Genomic DNA, 20,589 nt, shown 5'->3' with positions numbered 1-20,589 from the left:
ACGCGCCCTTCCCTGCGTCAGAGCGCGAAGCCACCATCGGCGAGATGAATCTGCCCGGTGGTGTAGCTCGACTCGTCGGAACCCAGATAGACGGCAAGCCAGGCGATTTCCTCGGCCGTGCCAAGCCGGCCCATCGGCTGGCGGTCGACGAAGGCCTGACGCGCAGCCGCCTCGGTCGTCTTCGTCACCTTGGCGAGATCGGCGATGCGCTGGTCGAGCGAGGGCGACTGGATCGTGCCCGGGCAGATCGCGTTCGCGCGAATGCCTTTCTTGATGTAGTCGGCGGCGACTGCCTTGGTCAGGCCGATCACGGCCGCCTTGGTCGCGCCATAAGCATAGCGGTTTGGAATGCCGCGCACCGAGCCGGCGCCCGAAGCGATATTCACGATGGAGCCCGCGCCCTTCGACAACATCCCCGGCAGGAAGGCCTTGGTCGTGCGGTGCATCGACTTGACGTTGAGGTCGAAGGAAAAATCCCAGGCCTTGTCGTCGCAGTCCAGAACGGTGCCGTGGTGAACGAAGCCGGCGGCATTGACCAGGATGTCGATCGGTCCGACCTTCTCGGCGAAAGCGTCGACGGCCTTGCTCGAAAGCACGTCGAGCTTGCGCTTCTTCGCCTTCGGGATTCCCTCCAGCAGCGCAACATCCTTGTCCGTTGCCCAGACCGTCGCGCCTTCCCTGACGAAGGCTTCCGCGATCGCCCGGCCGATGCCCTGCCCCGCGGCCGTGACGACGGCGACCTTGCCCTTCAAACGTCCTGCCATGTCCTTGGTCCTCTTGTTAAGCCGGCTTATTGTCAGAGCTGCTTGCGCATATGCGTCAGGCGCCGATCGGCCAGATCAGTGTGATGGGTAACCGCGAAACCCAGGCGCTCATACCAGGCGATGCGCTCGGTTAGTTTCGCGTGGGTGTAGAGATGCACCGAACCAAAGCTGAGTGCGGCGGCGCGCTCGTCGGCAAAGCGCATCAGCAGCAGACCGAGCTTGCGCCCTTGTGCCCCTGGGGAGACCGCCACGCTCCAGATCGTGAAATCGTCCGGAGAGATCTCGAGAACAAGCGCGGCATCCAGCCCGTTGTCGCCGTCGACCAGCCAGACCTCATGCTCGGCCACGACCTGCGCATAATCGGCGATCCGCGGGAGCGAAGGCACGCCGATAATGGCCTCGTTCGGCGTATAGGCTGCGCTCTTCAGCGCCCTGATGGCGGGAATGTCGCCGGATGACGCCCGGCGCAAGGACAGCCCATCGATCCCGCCCAGCATCTGGTTGAAGGTCCCGAGCGCCAGCTTCTGCCGGCCCTCGGCGTCGAAATTCGCGGGATCCAGCCAGCGCTGGAAGCCTTGCGCCCGCACCGGCCATTCGCTGTCGAGGATCGAATACCAGGCGGTGTCGCGATTCCTGCCCTTCACCACCATGTGCTGGCGGAACAGACCCTCGTATTGGAAGCCGAAGCGCAGAGCGGCCCGCTTCGACGGTTCGTTCAGGGTGTTGCACTTCCACTCGAAACGGCGATAGCCGAGCGAGAATCCGTAGGCGCCGCACAGATAGATCGCCTCGGTCGCAACCCGGGTCTTCTGCAGGCTCGGCGAATAGGTGATGTAGCCGACCTCGAAGACGCCATGCTCGGGCCTGATCTCCATCAGCCAGAGATGGCCCTTGGCCTTGCCGTCGGCCCTGTCGATCGCCGCGAACGGCACGATGCCGGCCTTCGCCGCCATCGTCGTCAGCAGCTCGCGATAGCTTTCGCGATCCTGCGGCGGATGGGCCGGCATCCAGGTCCAGATCTGATCATGCCCGCCATTGGCCTGCCAGATATCGTCAAGATGCCGGTCCGGATCGATCGGCTCGAGCCGACAATAGCGCCCTTCCAGTACCTTGGCGGGCGGAAAGGGCGGTGCTTTCCAATCAGGCGAAAGGGTCATGATTTCCCCCGCGCATGCCAGGCGGAGAGATCGAGCGAGATATTCCAGCCAGCACCGAGCTCGGCAGCGGCCGCATGGGCGAGCGCTGAACCCTCCGCCTCCCAGACAAGCCGCTCGACCTCGTTCGCGAAGGCCGACGCCGCCTCGTCCTCTTCATCGTAGATCGCGTCGAACGCATCCATCCAGGCTTCCAGCCGATCGCCGAACGCCTCGGAGAGACCGGCGTCCTCGGCGTCGATCGCCTTGCGCCTGTCCTTGGCGTCGATCATCCAGAGGCCGCTTCGCCCGAGCCATTCGGGCGCAATGACGAGTTCGCTGCTCACGAGCGCGCCTTGAGGTCGTCCTCGAAGAAATTGTTAAGCGGGACCGACGGCCCGTTGCCGGCGAAGCCTGCAAAACTGCCCTGCTCGGTGATCAGGCGTGTCGCCTCGATGAAGGCAGCCCAGGCCGCGCGCGCCAACGCCGCGCCGATCGAGATGCGCCGGACACCAAGTGCGGCGACATCAGACACCGTCAGGCCGAAATCGCCATAGATCAGCGCATTGACCGGCTTGCCGCCGGCAGCCGCGACAATCGCGGCGATCTGCTCGCGGGTCTTTGGCCCGGGTGCATAAAGCACATCGGCGCCCGCCTCGGCATAGGCGGCAATGCGCCTGACCGATTCGTTCAGCGGATCGTCATGGCCGGTGAGAAAGCACTCGGCACGCGCCGTCAGCAGAACGCCGGAGCCGGTCTCGTCAATCGCCCGCCGCGCCGCGCGGATCCGCTCGACCGCGAGCTCGAAAGGATAGAGCGGGACGTCATCGCGCCCGGTCGCATCCTCGATCGAGAGCCCGGCGACCCCGGTCGCCACACAGGCTTTCACATTGAGCGCGACATCGGCCGGTCCGTCGGCATAGCCGTTCTCGAAATCGGCATTGATCGGCAGGTCGGGTACGGCTTTCACCATATCCGCGATATGAGCGAGCATCATGTCGCGCGGCACGTCCTGATCAGCCCGCCCCTGCGTGAAGGCGAAACCGGCGCTGGTCGTGGCCAGCGCCCTGAAACCCTGCCCGCGCAGCCAGCGCGCCGAACCGACATCCCATGGGTTCGGCATGACGAAGCAGCCAGATTCGTGAAGTGCACGAAAGGCGGCGATCTGCGGACTGTCGGTCATTTTAAATCGTTTCAGATGCGAGTTGGCCGAGCGATGCCCCATACTGTCCGGGCGCGTGCCGTTTGTCAGCCCTTCACGTCATGCGTCAAGGCTCGGCACCGATGCGCAACCGGCATGGAGGCCGATCAATAGGCTGCAATCAGCTCGTAGATGAAAGCCGTGAGACCGGCCGGGCTCGGAATCCTGGAGGCAAGAGCACCGCGCAGCAGCGCAGGCAGTGCCTCCCGGTCTGAGCCGCTGAGCAGGGCAATGCCTTGCGCTGCACTCGCATCCTGCATTGTGGGAAAGGCGGGATGGGGCCTGGCCGCCAGGGCAACGCCTGTTCGGACCGAGAGGACGCCAGAACGCCCGATCAGGTCCACCAGGCTCGGTGGCGGCACCGCCTCTTCACCCGCGCCCTGCCATGTCACTCCAGCGAGATAGCGGCCGAGGCCACGCCCGGCCCGGCCCGTCTCACGATAGACAGAGCGGCTGAACGCCCCCATGGCCGGTCGCATCCTGCGCGTTTCCGGGGTCGGATTGGCAAGCAGATCGAGATATTCGGGCGTCTCCAGTGCCTCTGCCGAGCCGAGGTCGTAGAGCGTCAGATAGCGGGCGGAGGCGCCACGCCCCCCGGCGTAACGCTTCGCGGCGAGGAAGCCGGGCATAGTCAGCCGCTCCGGGACATGCTCGCCCCCGTGCCAGACCTCGTAATCCGGGCGCATGGCCGGGTCGACGCTGTTGCCGATCGCCAGGAAGACTGGTCCGGGCCAATCGGCCGAACCTGACGGCATGCCCGTCATGGCCGCAGGACGATCTTGGATGCAGTGCGACGGCTTGCTCTTGCAAAGGCGTCGAGCCCCGCTGCGAGCGGCATCTCTTCACTGATCATCCGCCGGATGCGCTCCTGTTGCGCAGCCATGAGCGCGATCACCCGCGGCCACGTTGCCAATGGCGAGCGATAACTCCCGCGAATCTGCTGGTGCCGCCGCACAAGCGCCGTCAGGTCGATTGGCGCCGGACGGGAATGAATCCCGCAGATGACAAGGACACCGCGCAATGCAAGCAGATCGATCGCCTCCCGCACCACTACCGGTGCGCCCGCGGCCTCGATGATCACATCATAGCTGACAGGCAGGCCGACGCGCGTGAGCGCCTCTCGCAAGGTCGTCCCGGCCGTGTCAACCGTCTCGGGAAAGCCGAGTGCCTCGACGGTGGCGAGGCGCACCGCGTCGTCGCGCCCAGCCACGACAACCCGCGCTGCACCAGCCACCTCGGCGGCCAGCGCCGCCCCTTGCCCGATCGTACCGGGCCCGATGACCAGCACCATATCGCCCGGTTTCACCCCGCCCGTATCGACGGCCTCGGTCGAAACCGTCATGGGCTCGGCGAGTGCCGCAACTGCATCATCGAGCTCATCGGGGAGTGCGATACAATTCTCTGTCGGAACGGCGGCAAGGGCTGCAAAGCCGCCATTGCGAGCAATGCCGATGCCGGTCCGCATGGCGCAATCCTCTGCCCGTCCTGAGCGGCAACGCTCACAACGCCCGCAGACGACGGAGGGACGCACCACCACGCGTGTCCCGACCGCGATGCCGTCGGTGCCTTCACCGAAATGCCGGACGCGGCCGACGAACTCGTGCCCGAGCGTGACCGGCATTGCGGCCGCCATCGCTTCGTACCCGCCCGACCAGTCCGCGATATGGAGATCCGTGCCGCAAAGACCTGCAGCCGTAACCTCAAGCAGCACTTCGCCGGGACCGGCACTCGGCTCGGATATCTCACCGAGCCAGAGCCCGGGCGCGGGGGCGGTCTTGCGAAGCGCGAGCATGAACCGCTCTCACTCGACCTTGATCGCAGCCGACTTGACCACCTTTGCCCAAGTTTCGGCATCCTTGGCCATGAACGCCGCGAGTTCGGCCGGCGTGCCGGGTGCCGGCTCGGCGCCGATCTCGACCAGGCGGGCGTTCACATCGGGCCGGGCCAAGGCCGCATTGATCGCGGAATTGAGCACCTGCACCACTTCGGGGGCCGTTCCCTTGGGGGCGACGAGGGCGACCCAGGCCGAGAGGTCGTAGCCGGGATAGCCTTGCTCGGCGACAGTCGGCACATCCGGCAACAGCGAGGCACGCTTGCCCGTGGTCACCGCGAGCGCCTTCATCGTGCCGCCCTTGACGTGGCTGGAGGCGCCGGCAAGGGTCGAGAACATGACGTCGATATTGCCGCTGATCGCATCGGTCAAAGCTGGCGCTTCGCCGCGATACGGCACATGCTGGACCTTGGTATCCGAGACCAGGCCGAAGAATTCTCCAGCCAGATGCGCGACCGTGCCGGTGCCGCCCGAACCGAAGGTGATCGGCCGCTTGCTCGCCTGCCCATGCGCAGCCAGTTCCTTCATCGTATTGGCCGGATAGGATTTCCCGGCCGCAACAACGAAGGGCAGCTTCGCGATCATCGCGACCGGGACGAAATCCTTCTCCCAATCGAAGGGCACAGTCGCCTTCAGCGCGGGATTGATCACCATCGTGGTCGGCGCAGCGAGCAGCGTGTAGCCGTCGGGCTCCGCCTTGGCGACGGTCTGGGAGCCGAGGATCGTGGCAGCACCGCCGCGGTTCTCGATGACGAAGCGCTGCTTGAGCACGTCGCCCGCCGCTTCGGCAACGACGCGCGTCACGACATCGACGCCACCACCTGCGGCAAAGGGCACGACAAGCTGCATGGCCCGCACCGGATAGGCCTGGGCCCGCGCCGGCCCGGCAGCCGTTGCCGCAAGCAGCCCGAGCGCCGCCGCCATCGCCTCACGCCTGCTCAGGGGGCCCGGCCGGATGGGGGTAAGCGCCAACGGGTCCGTCATGATGTTTCCTCCTGCTCTTATTGCAAACGACAAGGCCATCGATGGGGAGGGGCGACAACAGCGAATCCTGCGTCCCGCGATAGCCTGAGGCTATAGATCAGCCCCGACTTTTGAGATCTCGGCCCGCAAGGCCGTCTCGAAATGCTGGATCAGGCGACTGCGCGCGCGTTCGACATTCCGATGCAGGAAGACCTCGTACTGGGCCGGGTGATCGAGCGGCAGAAGCGCGACCACATCGCGGTTGGCCGCCAGCGCGCTGAAACGGTCGACGATGGCAAGACCGAGCCCCGCCTCGGCAAGCGCAATCGCGGTTTCGGCGAAGCGGGCGACATGCGTCCGCTCCGGCACGACGCCACCGTCGCGCAGCACCGCGTCGACGACCTGACCATGCACGGATTGTGGCTCGAACACGATGATCGGAATACCAGCCAGAGCCGAGGGCGACAGGCGCTTGGCCGAAGCCAGCGGCCAGTCACGCGGACACACGGCAACCGCCTTGCCGGTCCCGACCGATATGCTCCGGATTCCCGCATGAAGAATAGGGAACAAGGTGACGGCACCCTCGCCCTGAGCCGAGAGCAGATACTCCATCACCTGGCTGACCGACAGGATATCGAGATGCAGGCTGAGCCCGGGATGGTCATTCAGCAGGCTGGCGGCTGCGCGCGGGATCAGGACGCGGCCAATGCTCGGCGAAGCGCCGAGACGGAGCGAGCCGGTATCGGCCCGCGCCAGCCTGAGCGCCCGCGCCAAAGCGCCTTCGAGCTGGTCGAAGGCGATGTCGACCTCACCGAGAAGACGATGCGCCTCCGCCGTCGGCGTCAGGCGGCCGCCATGCCGGTCGAACAGGGCAAACGCGCAGATATCCTCGATCCGCCGCACCGTCTTGGTCACGGTCGGCTGGGCGATACCGAGATCGCGCGCCGCACCGACGATGGTGCGAGCGCGCATCACGGCGCGGAAGACCTCGATCTGCCTCAGCGTGAGCAGCAAAGCGGCGCGCTCCTGCGCCAGCGACGACCGACTAGTGATTGTCGCGCGGAACGCCGAACTTCTTGTGGATTTTCTGGTACTTGACCGCCGGCTTCAGCACCATGCCCTCGGAGAGCTCGCCAACGATCTTGCGCTGGATCTCCTGCCAGGGGGTCTGGCTCTTCGGATATTTGTAGCCGCCGGCCGCCTTCAGCGCGACGCGGCGCTCGTCCAGCTCCTTGTCGGAAATCAGGATGTCGGCCGTGCGCTTCTTCAGGTCGATGCGGACCTTGTCGCCGGTCTTCAGCAGCGCAAGTCCGCCGCCGGTCGCCGCTTCCGGCGAGGCGTTCAGGATCGAGGGCGAGCCCGACGTGCCGGACTGGCGGCCGTCACCGATACAGGCCAGCGCCGTGATGCCCTTCTTGATCAGGTAATCCGGCGGCCGCATGTTCACGACCTCGGCCGCGCCGGGATAGCCGATCGGCCCGACGCCGCGAATGAAGAGCACGCTGTGCTCGTCGATCGCGAGCGACGGATCGTCGATGCGGTGGTGGTAATCCTCCGGTCCGTCGAAGACGATTGCCTTGCCCTCGAAGGCCATTGGGTCCTTCGGGTTCTCGAGATAGCGCTTGCGGAATTCCGGCGTGATCACGCTGGTCTTCATGATCGCGGAATCGAACAGGTTGCCGCGCAGATTGAGGAAGCCGGACTGCGCCTTCATCGGCTCGTCATAGGCCTTGATGACCCGACGATCGCCGGAGAAGAAGCCTTCGCAGTTCTCGGCCAGCGTCTTGCCGTTGGCGGTGATGGCGGGCTTGATCTTGCCCTTGGCGACGAGCTCGGCAACGACCGCAGGCACGCCGCCGGCGCGGTAGAAATCCTCGCCGAGATATTCGCCGGCGGGCTGCAGGTTGACCAGCAGCGGGATGTCGTAGCCGATCGCAGTCCAATCCTCGTTGTCGAGTTTCACGCCAATATGCTTGGCGATGGCGTTGACATGGATCGGCGCATTGGTGGAGCCGCCGATCGCCGAGTTGACGACGAGGGGGTTCTCCAGGGCTTCGCGTGTCAGGATCTTCGACGGGATCAGGTTCTCCCAGACCATCTCAACGATGCGCTTGCCGGTGTGGTAGGCCATCTCATAACGGTCGCGATAGGGCGCCGGGATGGCGGCGCCGCCGGGCAGGGTCATGCCCATCGCCTCGGCCAGCGAGTTCATGGTCGAGGCCGTGCCCATGGTGTTGCAGTGGCCGGCCGACGGAGCCGACGACGCCACCAGATCGACGAAGCCGCGATAGTCGATTTCGCCGGCGGCCATCATCTGGCGCGCCTTCCAGACGATCGTGCCCGAACCGGTGCGCTCGCCGCGGAAATTGCCGTTCAGCATCGGCCCGCCCGGCAGTGCGATGGCCGGGATGTCGACCGTGGCGGCCGCCATGATCTGTGCCGGGGTGGTCTTGTCGCAGCCGGTCGTCAGCACGACGCCGTCGAGCGGATAGCCATAGAGGATCTCGACGAGCGAGAGATATTGCAGGTTGCGGTCGAGGCTCGCGGTCGGGCGCTTGCAGGTTTCCTGGATCGGATGGATCGGGAACTCGAAAGGCACGCCGCCCATCTCGCGGATGCCGTCGCGGACGCGGGCGGCGAGCTCGATATGATGGCGGTTGCAGGGCGCGATATCGGAGCCCGTCTGGGCGATGCCGATGATCGGGCGGCCCGACTGCAGCTCTTCGCGCGACAGGCCGAAATTCATGGTGCGCTCGATATAGAGCGCGGTCATGTCGGCATTGGCGGGATTGTCGAACCAGGCCTTGGAGCGCAGCTGCTCCGGCTTGATCTTGCGGACCGACTTCCTTGCAGGCGTCTTGGCCATCCCCGTCATTCCCTCTCGCACCGGCGCGCAGCCTTCGCGCCGCGTCCGCCATGGTCTTTAAATCGATTTGACCAGCCAATCATGCCGATCGCCATGCGCGCGACAAGAGCCAAATTCGACCAAATCGCGTCACCTGCATTCTGCATACAGCACACAAATTACTTCGCCAATCCATGCAGATGCCGGCTGCGCAGGAAAGGTCGCCGCCCTGCAGTTTGCAAGTGTTCCAAATGCGCGGGCGCCCGGCGGCCGGTGCAGACGGCGGGCTTGCATCGCCGCTGCGTTTCCGGCCAAGACAGCGCACCACGACAGCGCAAGGCCCACGACAGGGCCGCCTCGTCGAGAGCTTGCAGAGGAAAACGCACCATGACGCTGCAGACCGTCTCCTCCTTCGCCCGGATCGGCGAGGAAAACGCTTTCGCCGTGCTGGCACGAGCGACCGAGCTGCAGCGCAAGGGCAAGGACATCATCAATCTCGGCATCGGCCAGCCCGATTTCCCGACGCCCGACCACATCGTCGAGGCCGCGGTGAAGGCGCTGCGCGACGGCCATCACGGCTATACGCCGGCCAATGGCATCCTGCCGCTGCGCGAGGCGGTCGCCGCCGACGTGCACAAGCGCTTCTCGGTCGACGTCTCGCCGGAAGAGGTGATGATCGTGCCGGGCGGCAAGGTCACCATGTTCATGGCGATCCTGATGTTCGGCGAGCCCGGCGCCGAGATCCTTTATCCCGATCCCGGCTTCCCGATCTATCGCTCGATGATCGAGTTCACCGGCGCGACCCCGATCCCGGTACCGATCCGCGAGGAGAACGGCTTTGCCTTCTCGGCCGAGGAGACGCTCTCGCTGATCACGCCCAAAACCCGGCTGCTGATCGTCAATTCGCCGGCAAACCCGACCGGCGGCGTCACGCCGAAGGCCGAGGTCGACAAGCTCGTCGCCGGGCTCAGCCGCTTCCCCGATGTCGCGGTGATGTCGGACGAGATCTACGACCAGATGCTCTATGACGGCGAGAAGCACGTCTGCCTGCTGAGCTATCCCGAAATTCGCGACCGGCTGATCCTGCTCAATGGCTGGTCCAAGACCTATGCCATGACCGGCTGGCGCATGGGGTTCTCGGTCTGGCCGAAGCCGCTCTACGACAATGCCCGCAAGCTCGCGGTCAATTCGCATTCCTGCGTCAACGCCCCGGCGCAATGGGCGGGGCTCGCCGCGCTCACCGGCCCGCAGGACGCGGTGCATGCCATGGTCGCAGAGTTCGATCGGCGCCGGAAGGCGGTGGTCGCCGGCTTGAACGCCTTGCCCGATGTGTCCTGCGCCGTGCCGAAAGGCGCCTTCTACGCCTTCCCGAATATCTCGAAGACCGGGTGGAAGGCGAAGAAACTGGCCTCCGCCCTGCTCGAGGATGCGGGTGTCGCGACGATCGGCGGGCCCGATTTCGGCATCCATGGCGAAGGCTATATCCGCCTGTCCTATGCCAACTCGCTGGAGAACATCGAACGCGCGCTGGAGCGGATGAAGAGCTTCCTCGCCAACGCGAAGGCAGCATGACGATGATCACCTGCCATTTGAGCTATATCGTCGATCCCTACCAGCTGCCGGCCTTCGAGGCCTATGGCAAGCTCTGGATCAGGCTGGTCGAGAAATTCGGCGGCAAGCATCACGGCTATTTCATGCCCTCGGAAGGCACGTCGAACGTCGCATTGGCGATGTTCAGCTTTCCGTCGCTTGCGGCCTATGAGGAGTATCGCACCGCCTCGTTCAGGGACGAGGAATGCCTGGCGGCCGTGGCGATGAACGAGAAGCACCGCTTCATCATCAGCTATGAACGCTCGTTCTTCCGACCGGTCTTCGAAGACGATCAGGGTGCGCGCCGCGCACCCTGATCGCGCCGATTGGAACGGCGTCAGGCTTTCGCCGCGCTCGCGGCCGCGTCGATATTGGCGACCAGTTCGGCATCGAGCCCGACCGAGCCCGCAAGCCCGGCGAGGAAGTCCTTCTCCGCGGGCGTATCAGGATTGATGGCGATGCGAGCCGCCGTGTAGATCTGCGCCGCGAGTTCCGGCGTTTCCGCCGCTTCGGCGAGGACATCGACCGAAGCCGGATTGGCCATTTCATGGGCGAGCCAGGCATTGGCTTCCGGATCGAAACCGGCGTCGCGCAGGCCGCCGAGAATGGCATTGCGCTCCTCGGTGTCGATATGACCGTCGGCGGCAGCGGCTGCGATCATCGCCCGGATGAAGATCAGGGCCGTTGCCTCGCTTGCGGCCTCCGGCTCGAAACCGGTCCCGACTGGTGCCGGCAGAACCTCCTGACGCTTCAGATCGAGCAGGGGTTTGCCGGCTTGATGGTTCTGGTAGGCCTTGTAGGCGAGGCCGCCGATCAGCGCGAGGCCGCCGAGTTTCGCCGCAGAGCCGGCAACCGAACGCCCTGTCGAGGAACCGAAGAGCAAGGCGCCGAGGCCGCCGAGCACCGCAGTCGCCACGGCCGGATTGCTGCTGAACATCCCCTTGGCCTGTTCCAGCAACTGGTCGGGCGTCTTGCCGCCGGAGACCTGGCCGAGAACGTCGCTCGCCTTCTGCTCCAGCCCTGTCTGGCGCGCGGCATCCTGCATGCCCTGCGTCGCCTGGCCGAGCACGCTGCCGACGAGGCCGCCAATGCCACCCGAACCACCGGCCTGCTGAACCTGTTGCGCCAGATTGCCCAGCATTCCGCCGAGCCCCCCGGACTGGCCGACCTGCTGACCGGCTTGATTGCCGGCGCTGACCAGCGCGTCCAGCAGAGATTTTGCGTTGAACATCGAGAGGCTCCCTCGTTTAGGCCATTCACCGCAAAGCGGCGGCGTAACCTGCACCCGGGTCACGGGCTTCACAAGCCGCCCCGCATGGAAGGGAACCTTGACGCGATCATGACGAAGGCAACGGCAGGAGCCCCGGCTCCTTCAACGTCTCGAGCGCGATTTCCGAGCGGACCCGCGCGACGCTTTCATGCGGCATCAGGATCTCGTTGACGAAGCGCGAGAGCTCCTTGAGGTCGCCGACCGCAACCTTGAGCAGATAATCCGCCTCACCCGTCAGGGCATGCGCCTCCAGGATCGCGGGAGTCAGCCTGACGAGATCGCGAAAGCGGCGGGCATTGTCACGCGAATGAGTGTTCAGCGCGACATGGATGAAGACGGTCACGCCGAGCCCGACGGCTGCCGGATCGATCAGCGCGCGGTAGCCGCGGATCGTCCCCTCCTCCTCGAGCCGTTGGCGCCGGCGGGAAATCTGGCTCGCCGACAACCCGACCTTCTCGGCCAGCGCGCCATTCGTCAGGGAGGCATCCTGCTGGAGCGCATCGATCAAGCGCCAGTCGAAGGAATCGAGACCGCTCACATCACGCACCGTTGGTGACCTCCCTGCACAAGTTGTGCGGATCTCGCGCCATGACGCGGCATTTTGCAAGCTCCTTGCCTTCGCCGTGCGCGACCATGTCGGCAATCACATCGAGAGGAGAACGCCATGGGTCCATTTCCGCACGACACCGCCCCTCCCGCTATTTCCGAGGTCAATCCGATGGGAACGGACGGATTCGAGTTCGTCGAATACGCCCATCCCGAGCCAGAGAAGCTCGGCCCGCTCTTCCAGCAGATGGGCTTCACCGCCGTCGCCCGGCATCGCTCCAAGAAGGTCACGCTGTACCGTCAGGGTGACGTGAATTTCGTCGTCAATGCCGAGCCGGATTCCTTTGCCCAGCGCTTTGCGGCCGAGCACGGCCCCTGCGCTTGCGCCATGGCCTTCCGCGTCGTCGATGCCAGGCATGCTTTCGAGCGCGCCGTGTCGCTTGGCGCCGAGCCCTATGAAAGCAAGGTCGGCCCCGGCGAGATGCAAATTCCCGCCGTGAAGGGCATTGGCGGCTCGATCCTGTATTTCGTCGAGCGTTATGGCGCGAAGGGCTCGATCTGGGATGTCGATTTCGAGTGGATCGACGAGCCGGATCCGCACCCGGAGCAGGCTGGTCTCTATTACCTCGACCACCTCACCCACAACGTCCATCGCGGCCGCATGGACCATTGGGCGGGCTGGTATGGCAAACTCTTCAACTTCCGCGAGATCCGCTTCTTCAATATCGAGGGCAAGCTCACAGGCCTGATCTCGCGCGCCTTGACCTCGCCCTGCGGCAAGATCCGCATCCCGATCAACGAGTCGCTCGACGACAAGAGCCAGATCGAGGAGTACCTGCGCCAGTACAAGGGCGAGGGTATCCAGCACGTCGCGCTCGGAGCCCACGACATTTACGCCACCGTCGAGCAGCTGCGCCGCAACGCCCTGCCCTTCATGCCGGCGCCGCCGGCAACCTATTATGAGCGCGTCGAGGCGCGCGTTCCCGGCCATGGCGAACCGGTCGAGCGGCTGAAGGCCAACGGCATCCTGATCGACGGCGAGGGTGCGGTTGCGGTCGGCTCCAAGGAGGGCCGGATGAGCAAGGTCCTGCTCCAGATCTTCTCCGGCACGGTGCTCGGGCCGATCTTCTTCGAGTTCATCCAGCGCAAGGGCGATGACGGCTTCGGCGAGGGCAACTTCCGCGCCCTGTTCGAGTCGATCGAAGAGGACCAGATCCGTCGCGGCGTGCTGAAGGTCGAGGCGGCCGAGTAACCTCCGCGATCGCGGCACAGGACGCGGCGCCGCCCCCCACGGCAGCGCCGCGTTTCGCTTGTCGGGGAGCCAAGACAAGCGTAGCATTTTCGGGAGCGCGCACGCAGCCAAGTGCGCGTCTCGAGGGACTGCCCATGTCGACAGCTGCGATCACGCGCGGTCATCAGGGTCCCTGGTGGACGCATCTCTACGTCCAGGTGCTGACCGCCATCGCGATCGGGGTGCTCGTCGGGCATTTCTATCCGCATACCGGCGAGGCGATGAAGCCGCTCGGCGACGCCTTCATCAAGGCCATCAAGATGATCATCGCGCCGATCATCTTTCTCACCGTCGTGCACGGCGTCGCGTCGATGGACGACATGAAGAAGGTCGGCCGCGTCGGCGTGAAGGCACTGCTCTATTTCGAGGTGGTGACGACGCTTGCGCTCATCGTCGGGCTCATCGTGATCAATCTCTGGAAACCCGGAGTCGGCATGAGTGTCGATGTCGGCGGGCTCGACACCAGCTCAATCACCGCGTTCACGGCCAAGGCGAAGGAGCAGAGTACCATCGGCTTCCTGATGGACATCATCCCGGCGACAGTGGTCGGTGCCTTCGCAACCGGCGAAATCTTGCAGGTGCTGTTCTTCGCCCTGCTCTTTGCCTTTGGTCTGCAGATGCTCGGCGAACGCGGCAAGCCGGTCCTGCACTTCGTCGACGATATCGCCCAGGTCTTCTTCAAGATCGTCGGCATCATCATGAAGGCGGCACCGATCGGTGCTTTCGGCGCGATGGCCTTCACGATCGGAAAATTCGGCATCGGCACGCTGCTGTCGCTGGGCAGCTTCATGGCCGCCTTCTACACGACCTGCCTCATCTTCATTTTCCTCGTGCTCGGCACGATCGCCCGGCTGCATGGCTTCAGCATCGTGAAGTTCATCGCCTATATCAAGGAAGAGCTGCTGATCGTGCTCGGCACCTCCTCCTCCGAGAGCGTCCTGCCACGGATGATCGCCAAGATGAGCTATCTCGGCTGCAAGGAGAATGTCGTCGGCCTGGTCATCCCCACCGGCTATTCCTTCAACCTCGACGGCACCTGCATCTATCTGACGATGGCCGCGATCTTTCTCGCCCAGGCAACCAATACCGAGCTGAGCCTGTCGCAGGAGATCGGCATCATCGCCGTGCTGCTGCTGACCTCGAAAGGCGCGGCCGGCGTCACGGGCTCCGGCTTCATCGTACTCGCCGCAACACTGGCCTCGGTCGGCACTATTCCCGTGGCGTCGATCGCCCTGATCCTCGGCGTCGACCGCTTCATGTCGGAGGCGCGCGCCCTCACCAATCTGATCGGCAATGGCGTCGCGACGATCGTCGTGGCGAAATGGGAAAATTCGCTCGACGAGCGTCGCATGCAGCGCATCCTCGCCAAGGAAGCCGATTACGACGCCGCCGAGCCCGAGCGCGTCGTGGCGGTCTGAGCGCTGCCAGATCATCTGACGGGATATCGTATCCAGCCCGATGATCTCACCTTTGTGTTTGCATCGGCTTTCCCGAAAACCGCGATCCACTTTTCGGGCCGATGCTTAGGGCGCGAGCTTGCGCAGCATCAGCGGTGCGCCCACCGCAGGGTCCTTGCGCCATTGGCCGTTCTCGAAGACGAGATCGACGCTGTGCCCCTTGCGTGCAACCAGCGAAAGGCGCCCGGCCGCATAGCGCCAACCGACGGGATCGAAGATCGTCAAGCCAGTATCGTCGCAGCGCCCGTCGAAACGGGCGGGAGCGCCACCCGGAGAATTTGCGGGGCCGGCCGCAAGCATGAGGCGACATCCCTCGCGGTTCTGCTGGCGCATCGTGACATAGCGGCCGGGCACGGCGTCGGTGGCAGGCGCGCCCGCAGGGTCGACAACGGTCGGCCGGGCCGCAGCGGTCGCGGCGCGCTCTGCCGCGCTCGGAGGCACTGGACGCGCGCTGCGTGGATGATCCTTCGGATCCAGCAGATAGTCCTGCCCGTCCGTGCCCTTGCCATTCAGGCCGGCGCCGGACTTGCTGAGCGTGATCACGGCCTTGCCGGCCTCGTCATTCAGGCGCAGCCCGCCCCCCTCAGCCACACTCCAGGACACAATCTGCCCGATAATGGGCAATGCGCGGCGGCAGGTGGCAGGGAAGCGCAATTGCCGCCCCTGTCCCGACTGTTCCGCTCCAAGGGTAATGGTGCATTGGCGCGGCGCGCCGACCTGTTCGAGGTTCCAGGCACCGATCATGGGGCGAACGGTGTCAGGCGCGGTCTCCGCTCCCTTCGGAAGCGGCGGCTTCTGCGCCTGTACGGGCCCCGCGAAAAGGACGCCCGCCACAAGCGGCAGGCATCCGCGCCTCATCTGAACCAAAACGTGGTGTCTCAGGCTTTCTTCCATGGTGTCTCGGCAACCGGCGTCAGAGGACCCCTGCCATCGAACCATGAAACCAGGTTGTCGACCAGAAGCTGGCCCATCTGTTCACGCGTATGCACCGATGCCGATCCGACATGCGGCAACAGCACCACATGATCCATCGCGATCAGTTCGGCCGGCACGCGCGGCTCGTCCTCGAAGACGTCCAGGCCGGCCGAAAGGATGACCTTGTTCTTGAGCGCCTCGATCAACGCCTGTTCGTCGACCACCGAACCGCGGCCGACATTGATGACGATGCCATTGGGGCCGAGCGCCTTCAGGACGTCGGCATTGATCATGTGATGAGTCGCAGCGCCGCCAGGCGCAACCGAGATCAGGGTGTCGACATCGGCCGCCATCTCGATCAGCGAAGGATAGTAGCGATAGGACACATCCGCCTGGCGGGTGCGGCCATGATAGCTGACCGGCAGGCCGAAGGCCTCGATACGCTGCGCCACGGCCTTGCCGATTCGGCCGAGCCCAACGATGCCGACCTTGCGGGTCCGCAGCGAGGTCGTCAGCGGATAGGCCTTCTCCAGCCACTTGCCGGCGCGCAGGTACCGGTCGACCTGCGGCAGCTGGCGCACCGTCGCGAGCAGCAGGCCGAGTGCCAAGTCCGCAACCTCATCGGTCAGCACGTCCGGAGTATTGGTGACGATCAGCCCGCGCTTGCCGGCTTCCTTGGCATCGACGGTGTCGTAACCGACGCCGAAATTGGCAACGATCTCCAGTTTCGGCAGGGCGTCGAACAGCGTGCCATCGATCCTGACATGCGCGCCGCCCCCGGCGACGCCACGAACCTTGCCGCCGATCTCCTTCAGCATGGCGGTCCGGTCCTCTGCCTTCCAGAGTTCATGCACCGTGAAACGGGCCTTCAACTGGTCGGCAGCATAGGCCATCAGCGGGCCGGTCATGATGATGTCGGTCATATCGTGAACTTTCGTCGGGCGTGAGTGTCAGAGCGGCTGGCTTGATTTCAATTCTTTAAAACGATTAGATCGCGAAACCTCAAGGCCTCCGCCACGCGGCATCGGCAGAGCAGTACTACACGGGCTGCAGAGCGAGAAAAGCGCGTCGTTGTCATATGTAGTATGACTTATTCAGGCGATTTTCGGGGTGCTCTGCTGTCCGGCCCATGCCAGGAAGGTGAGCGTGGTGTTCAGGCTGTCCGTTACCAGCGCACTCATCCGGGCCGCGGCGAGATCGCCGTCCCGCTGGATGATCGCATCCAGCACCCGCTCGTGATCGAACAGCGACGTGACATAGAACCCCTGATCGTCTCCCGACTTCAGCAGCAGCGACCATTGGATCGTCGCCGAGACGACGCTTGCCAGACATTGCAGCGTCGAATTCTGCGCGGCAGCGAGGATCGCCTCGTGGAAAGCCAGGTCGGCACGAATGGTTGCCTCGGCATAGGGCGGGTTGTCGATCATGCCGTGATAACCCGCCTGGATTCGTACGAGATCGGCGGGCGTACGCCGCAGGGCCGCAAGGCGCGCTGCGCTCGGCTCGACAAAACTGCGCAACTCGAACAGGTCGCGGATGAATTTCTCGTTCGGGTCGGCCTCGAAATGCCAGGACAGCACGTCGGGATCGAGCAGGTTCCAGCCGTCGCGCGGCGCTACCCGCGTGCCGCTCTTCGGGCGCGCCTCGACCAGCCCCTTCGCCGTCAGGTACTTCACAGCTTCGCGATAGGCGGTGCGCGAGACCGAGATTTCGGATTTCAGATCGGCTTCGTTCGGCAACAGCTCGCCGGCTTTGAACGTCCCTGAAATGATCGCGACCGCGAGCTTCTGAGCCACCTGCCCGAACAGGCGGTCGGGATTCAGGGTCGTCGGCCGCGAAAAGTCGCGCACCCGCATCTGCTGGCGTCCTCACCCGTTTTCAATCGCGCCCAAGCCGCCGGAAGGCGGTTTCATTGGAGCGATTCCGGCGCTTGACACGCCTGTCCGTATCGTATGACTTTATCGTAGATGAAACCCGGCGCAACAGGCACTGCCTGGTCTGCGGCGCTTTTCGTCGGTCGGTCACGAGAAGCCGACAGCAGCGGCGGTGCGGAGTGCCCGGACACGGGACGATACCGGACCCCAGAGGAAACTTAAGTCCGGGAGAGGGTTCAGATGGCCTCAGTCCAGATCGCTGATGTGCGCAAGGCTTACGGCTCGACGCAGGTCATCCATGGCGTCGATATCGACATCAACGATGGCGAGTTCGTTATTCTCGTCGGCCCCTCCGGCTGCGGAAAATCGACCCTTCTGCGCATGATCGCCGGGCTGGAGAATATTTCCGGAGGCGAGATCCGCATCGGCCCGCGCGTCGTCAACGACGTGCCGCCGAAAGAGCGCGACATCGCCATGGTGTTCCAGAATTACGCGCTCTATCCGCACATGACAGTGGCCGACAACATGGCCTTCTCGATGAAGCTGCGGAATGCCCCCAAGGCCGAGATCGACGAGCGCGTCAACAAGGCTGCCGGCATTCTCGGCCTCAACAAGCTGCTCGACCGCTATCCGCGCCAGCTTTCGGGCGGTCAGCGCCAGCGTGTCGCCATGGGCCGCGCGATCGTGCGCGATCCGCAGGTCTTCCTCTTCGACGAGCCGCTTTCGAATCTCGACGCCAAGCTGCGCGTGCAGATGCGCACCGAGATCAAGGAACTGCATCAGCGTCTCAAGACCACGACGGTCTATGTCACGCACGACCAGATCGAGGCCATGACCATGGCCGACAAGATCGTCGTGATGCATGACGGCATCGTCGAGCAGATGGGCGCTCCGCTCGACCTCTACGACCGGCCGAACAACCTTTTCGTCGCGGGCTTCATCGGCTCGCCGTCGATGAACTTCCTCAAGGGCAAGATCACCGCGGCCGGGTTCGAGACCGAGGGCGGCGTGATCTGGCCCATCGGGCAGCATCCGGCTGACTCGAACGGCAAGGCCGCGGTTTTCGGCATCCGTCCGGAGCACCTCCAACTCAACCCCAACGGCCTCAAGGCCGAGGTCGTGGTCATCGAACCGACCGGCTCCGAGACGCAGGTCGTCGTGCGCTGCGGCGGGCAGGAACTGACCTGCGTCTTCCGCGAACGCATCACGGCCAAGCCCGGCGAGACCATTGGCATCACGCCGGACACCAGCGTCACGCATCTGTTCGACGCCGCCACCGGCAAGCGTATCTGAGCTTCTGACTGCTGCGGAGGCCCGCGCCTGATTGCGCCTTGGCCCGCATGACATGACGTCACGACAGGCCAGCACGGACACCGGCTGGCCTGGCGCAGCCAAAAGAGCCGGCGATGACTTCCAGGGACGGGTCGCAGGCCACATAAAAAAGGTCCCTTCTTTCCGGGAAGGAACAACCAATGACGATTTCAAGACGCGATATGCTGCTGGGCAGCGCCGGCGTGGCTGCGGGCGCCGGCCTGATGGGGCACTTGGGGACCGCCCCCGCCTTCGCCCAGGCGGCCGCTCCAAAATTCACCCCCGAACCAGGCGCTCAACTGCGCGTGCTGCGCTGGGCCCCCTTCGTCAAGGGTGAGGAAGACGCCTGGCTCGCCAATACCAAGAAGTTCACGGATGCGACCGGCGTTCAGATCCGGGTCGACAAGGAAGGCTGGGAAGATATTCGTCCGAAGGCCGCCGTCGCCGCCAATGTCGGCGCAGGCCCCGACATCGTGCTCGTCTGGTTCGACGATGCCTTCCAGTATCCCGACAAGCTGCTCGACGTCACCGAGCTCGGCAATTATCTCGGCGGCAAATATGGCGGCTGGTATCCCGGCCTTGAAGGTTACGCCAAGAAGGACGGCAAGTTCATCGGCCTGCCGCTGGCTGCCATCGCAAACGCCGTGCTTTATCGCGACAGCTGGGTCAAGGAAGCCGGCCACTCGACCTTCCCGACCAAGACCGACGCCTTCCTCGATCTCTGCAAGGCGCTGAAGGCCAAGGGGCACCCCGCCGGCTTCACCCTCGGAAAGGGTGTCGGCGACGGCAACAACTTCTGCCACTGGCTGCTCTGGAGCCATGGTGGCCGAACCGTCGATGATGCCGGCAAGGTCGCGATCAACAGCCCCGAGACGATCGCGGCCATCAAATACGCCGCCGAGCTCTACAAGACCTTCATCCCGGGCACGGAAAGCTGGCTCGACATCAACAACAACCGCGCCTTCCTGGCCGGTGAGGTTTCGGTCACCGCCAACGGCGTCTCGCTCTATTACTCCGCGAAGAACGACCCCAAGCTCGCCGACATGGCCAAGGACATGAGGTCGGCGAACATGCCGATCGGCCCGGTGGGCCAGTCGGTCGAATTGCACCAGACCACCACCTGCGTGATCTTCAAGCACACCAAGTTCCCGCAGGCGGCACAGGCCTATCTCCAGTTCATGTACGAGCAGGAACAGATGCCGACCTGGATCACCCAGGCCAGCGCCTATTGCTGCCAGCCGCTGAAGGCCTACGCCAATAATCCGGTCTGGACCTCGGATCCGGTTCACACCCCGTATCAGAAGGCCTCTGAGACACTGCGCCCGAACGGCTATTCCGGCCCGCTCGGCTACGCTTCGGCTGCGGTGATGGCCGACTACGTTCTTGTCGACATGTTCGCGGAAGGCGCCACCGGCCAGCGGACGCCTGAGGAAGCGGCCAAGCGCGCAGAGGCACGGATCAACCGCTACTATCGCGTCTGATCGCTGCAACGAAACGGCGCGGCCACGGCCGCGCCCGCCGGCGGCGAAGAGCCGCCGGCCCTGCATCCGGGAGAGATCACCATGGCTGACACCGCAATCGCGCGGCCGGCGGAGCGT

20 protein-coding genes are annotated in these 20,589 nt (G+C 64.7%); 6 read left to right on the top strand and 14 right to left on the bottom strand.

Translation table 11 applies throughout. From position 1 onward, the window contains the following. Window positions 1-17: 17 nt before the first annotated feature. The 9 genes from AC1DJT_RS00305 to AC1DJT_RS00265 form a co-directional block, all read right to left on the bottom strand. Window positions 18-764, bottom strand: coding sequence for an SDR family oxidoreductase (locus AC1DJT_RS00305; protein ID WP_441492468.1), 747 nt, complete (start codon window positions 762-764; stop codon window positions 18-20). Between the two features lie 32 nt (window positions 765-796). Next, the gene (locus tag AC1DJT_RS00300; RefSeq protein ID WP_476832619.1) at window positions 797-1,921 is read right to left on the bottom strand and encodes a GNAT family N-acetyltransferase; all 1,125 of its coding nucleotides are present in this window, start codon (window positions 1,919-1,921) and stop codon (window positions 797-799) included. Further along, window positions 1,918-2,244 (bottom strand): hypothetical protein, encoded by a 327-nt coding sequence (locus AC1DJT_RS00295; protein WP_476833321.1) that lies wholly within the window; start codon window positions 2,242-2,244, stop codon window positions 1,918-1,920. Before AC1DJT_RS00295 ends, AC1DJT_RS00300 begins: the two co-directional genes overlap by 4 nt. Next, window positions 2,241-3,080: an isocitrate lyase/PEP mutase family protein gene (locus AC1DJT_RS00290; RefSeq protein WP_441505772.1), complete on the bottom strand. Its 840-nt coding sequence runs from the start codon at window positions 3,078-3,080 to the stop codon at window positions 2,241-2,243. The genes AC1DJT_RS00295 and AC1DJT_RS00290 overlap by 4 nt, the downstream gene beginning before the upstream one ends. Before the next feature lie 125 nt (window positions 3,081-3,205). Next, the gene (locus tag AC1DJT_RS00285) at window positions 3,206-3,862 is read right to left on the bottom strand and encodes a hypothetical protein (RefSeq protein ID WP_441505773.1); all 657 of its coding nucleotides are present in this window, start codon (window positions 3,860-3,862) and stop codon (window positions 3,206-3,208) included. Beyond that, window positions 3,859-4,890 (bottom strand): zinc-dependent alcohol dehydrogenase, encoded by a 1,032-nt coding sequence (locus AC1DJT_RS00280; RefSeq protein WP_441505774.1) that lies wholly within the window; start codon window positions 4,888-4,890, stop codon window positions 3,859-3,861. Before AC1DJT_RS00280 ends, AC1DJT_RS00285 begins: the two co-directional genes overlap by 4 nt. Before the next feature lie 9 nt (window positions 4,891-4,899). Then, the gene (locus AC1DJT_RS00275) at window positions 4,900-5,913 is read right to left on the bottom strand and encodes a tripartite tricarboxylate transporter substrate binding protein (protein ID WP_476768430.1); all 1,014 of its coding nucleotides are present in this window, start codon (window positions 5,911-5,913) and stop codon (window positions 4,900-4,902) included. Between the two features lie 90 nt (window positions 5,914-6,003). After that, a complete protein-coding gene (locus AC1DJT_RS00270; RefSeq protein WP_441505776.1) occupies window positions 6,004-6,906 on the bottom strand; it encodes a LysR family transcriptional regulator in 903 nt (300 codons plus the stop codon). 31 nt (window positions 6,907-6,937) lie between these two features. Next, window positions 6,938-8,758, bottom strand: coding sequence for an IlvD/Edd family dehydratase (locus tag AC1DJT_RS00265; RefSeq protein ID WP_476833320.1), 1,821 nt, complete (start codon window positions 8,756-8,758; stop codon window positions 6,938-6,940). Between the two features lie 366 nt (window positions 8,759-9,124). On the opposite strand from AC1DJT_RS00265, the gene AC1DJT_RS00260 reads away from it, so the two are divergent. After that, window positions 9,125-10,309, top strand: a complete 1,185-nt coding sequence (locus AC1DJT_RS00260; protein ID WP_476768431.1) for a pyridoxal phosphate-dependent aminotransferase — start codon at window positions 9,125-9,127, stop codon at window positions 10,307-10,309. Between the two features lie 2 nt (window positions 10,310-10,311). Continuing rightward, window positions 10,312-10,644: an NIPSNAP family protein gene (locus AC1DJT_RS00255; RefSeq protein ID WP_441505815.1), complete on the top strand. Its 333-nt coding sequence runs from the start codon at window positions 10,312-10,314 to the stop codon at window positions 10,642-10,644. Between the two features lie 20 nt (window positions 10,645-10,664). On the opposite strand, the gene AC1DJT_RS00250 is transcribed toward AC1DJT_RS00255, so the two are convergent. Next, window positions 10,665-11,558, bottom strand: coding sequence for a tellurite resistance TerB family protein (locus AC1DJT_RS00250; protein WP_476832622.1), 894 nt, complete (start codon window positions 11,556-11,558; stop codon window positions 10,665-10,667). A 106-nt stretch (window positions 11,559-11,664) separates the two neighbouring features. Continuing rightward, a complete protein-coding gene (locus tag AC1DJT_RS00245; protein WP_441505779.1) occupies window positions 11,665-12,144 on the bottom strand; it encodes an Lrp/AsnC family transcriptional regulator in 480 nt (159 codons plus the stop codon). Between the two features lie 117 nt (window positions 12,145-12,261). On the opposite strand from AC1DJT_RS00245, the gene hppD reads away from it, so the two are divergent. Together hppD and AC1DJT_RS00235 are read left to right on the top strand one after the other, a co-directional pair. After that, entirely contained in the window at window positions 12,262-13,395 is a 1,134-nt protein-coding gene (gene hppD / locus AC1DJT_RS00240) for a 4-hydroxyphenylpyruvate dioxygenase (RefSeq protein ID WP_441505780.1), read from the top strand. Between the two features lie 134 nt (window positions 13,396-13,529). After that, a complete protein-coding gene (locus AC1DJT_RS00235) occupies window positions 13,530-14,852 on the top strand; it encodes a dicarboxylate/amino acid:cation symporter (RefSeq protein WP_441492455.1) in 1,323 nt (440 codons plus the stop codon). A 105-nt stretch (window positions 14,853-14,957) separates the two neighbouring features. Here AC1DJT_RS00235 and AC1DJT_RS00230 read toward each other — a convergent pair whose 3' ends face one another. From AC1DJT_RS00230 to AC1DJT_RS00220, 3 genes are all read right to left on the bottom strand, one after another. After that, window positions 14,958-15,725, bottom strand: coding sequence for an AprI/Inh family metalloprotease inhibitor (locus AC1DJT_RS00230; RefSeq protein ID WP_476768434.1), 768 nt, complete (start codon window positions 15,723-15,725; stop codon window positions 14,958-14,960). Between the two features lie 44 nt (window positions 15,726-15,769). After that, the gene (locus AC1DJT_RS00225; protein ID WP_441505781.1) at window positions 15,770-16,729 is read right to left on the bottom strand and encodes a 2-hydroxyacid dehydrogenase; all 960 of its coding nucleotides are present in this window, start codon (window positions 16,727-16,729) and stop codon (window positions 15,770-15,772) included. Between the two features lie 171 nt (window positions 16,730-16,900). Further along, window positions 16,901-17,662, bottom strand: a complete 762-nt coding sequence (locus AC1DJT_RS00220) for a FadR/GntR family transcriptional regulator (RefSeq protein ID WP_441505782.1) — start codon at window positions 17,660-17,662, stop codon at window positions 16,901-16,903. A 258-nt stretch (window positions 17,663-17,920) separates the two neighbouring features. Between AC1DJT_RS00220 and AC1DJT_RS00215 the strand changes: the two genes are divergently transcribed. Both AC1DJT_RS00215 and AC1DJT_RS00210 read left to right on the top strand, forming a co-directional pair. Continuing rightward, on the top strand, window positions 17,921-18,973 hold the full coding sequence (locus tag AC1DJT_RS00215; RefSeq protein ID WP_069878780.1) for an ABC transporter ATP-binding protein: 1,053 nt from the start codon (window positions 17,921-17,923) through the stop codon (window positions 18,971-18,973). Window positions 18,974-19,152: 179 nt separating this feature from the next. Further along, window positions 19,153-20,472 carry an ABC transporter substrate-binding protein gene (locus AC1DJT_RS00210; protein WP_441492451.1) on the top strand — a complete coding sequence of 440 codons (1,320 nt, stop codon included), beginning with the start codon at window positions 19,153-19,155 and terminating at the stop codon, window positions 20,470-20,472. Window positions 20,473-20,589: the final 117 nt, after the last annotated feature.

The sequence above is a fragment of the Allobosea sp. 05T422_2 genome, from assembly GCF_056396265.1.
Note: the sequence above shows the minus strand (reverse complement) of the source record. Positions and strands in the feature narration are given on the sequence as shown.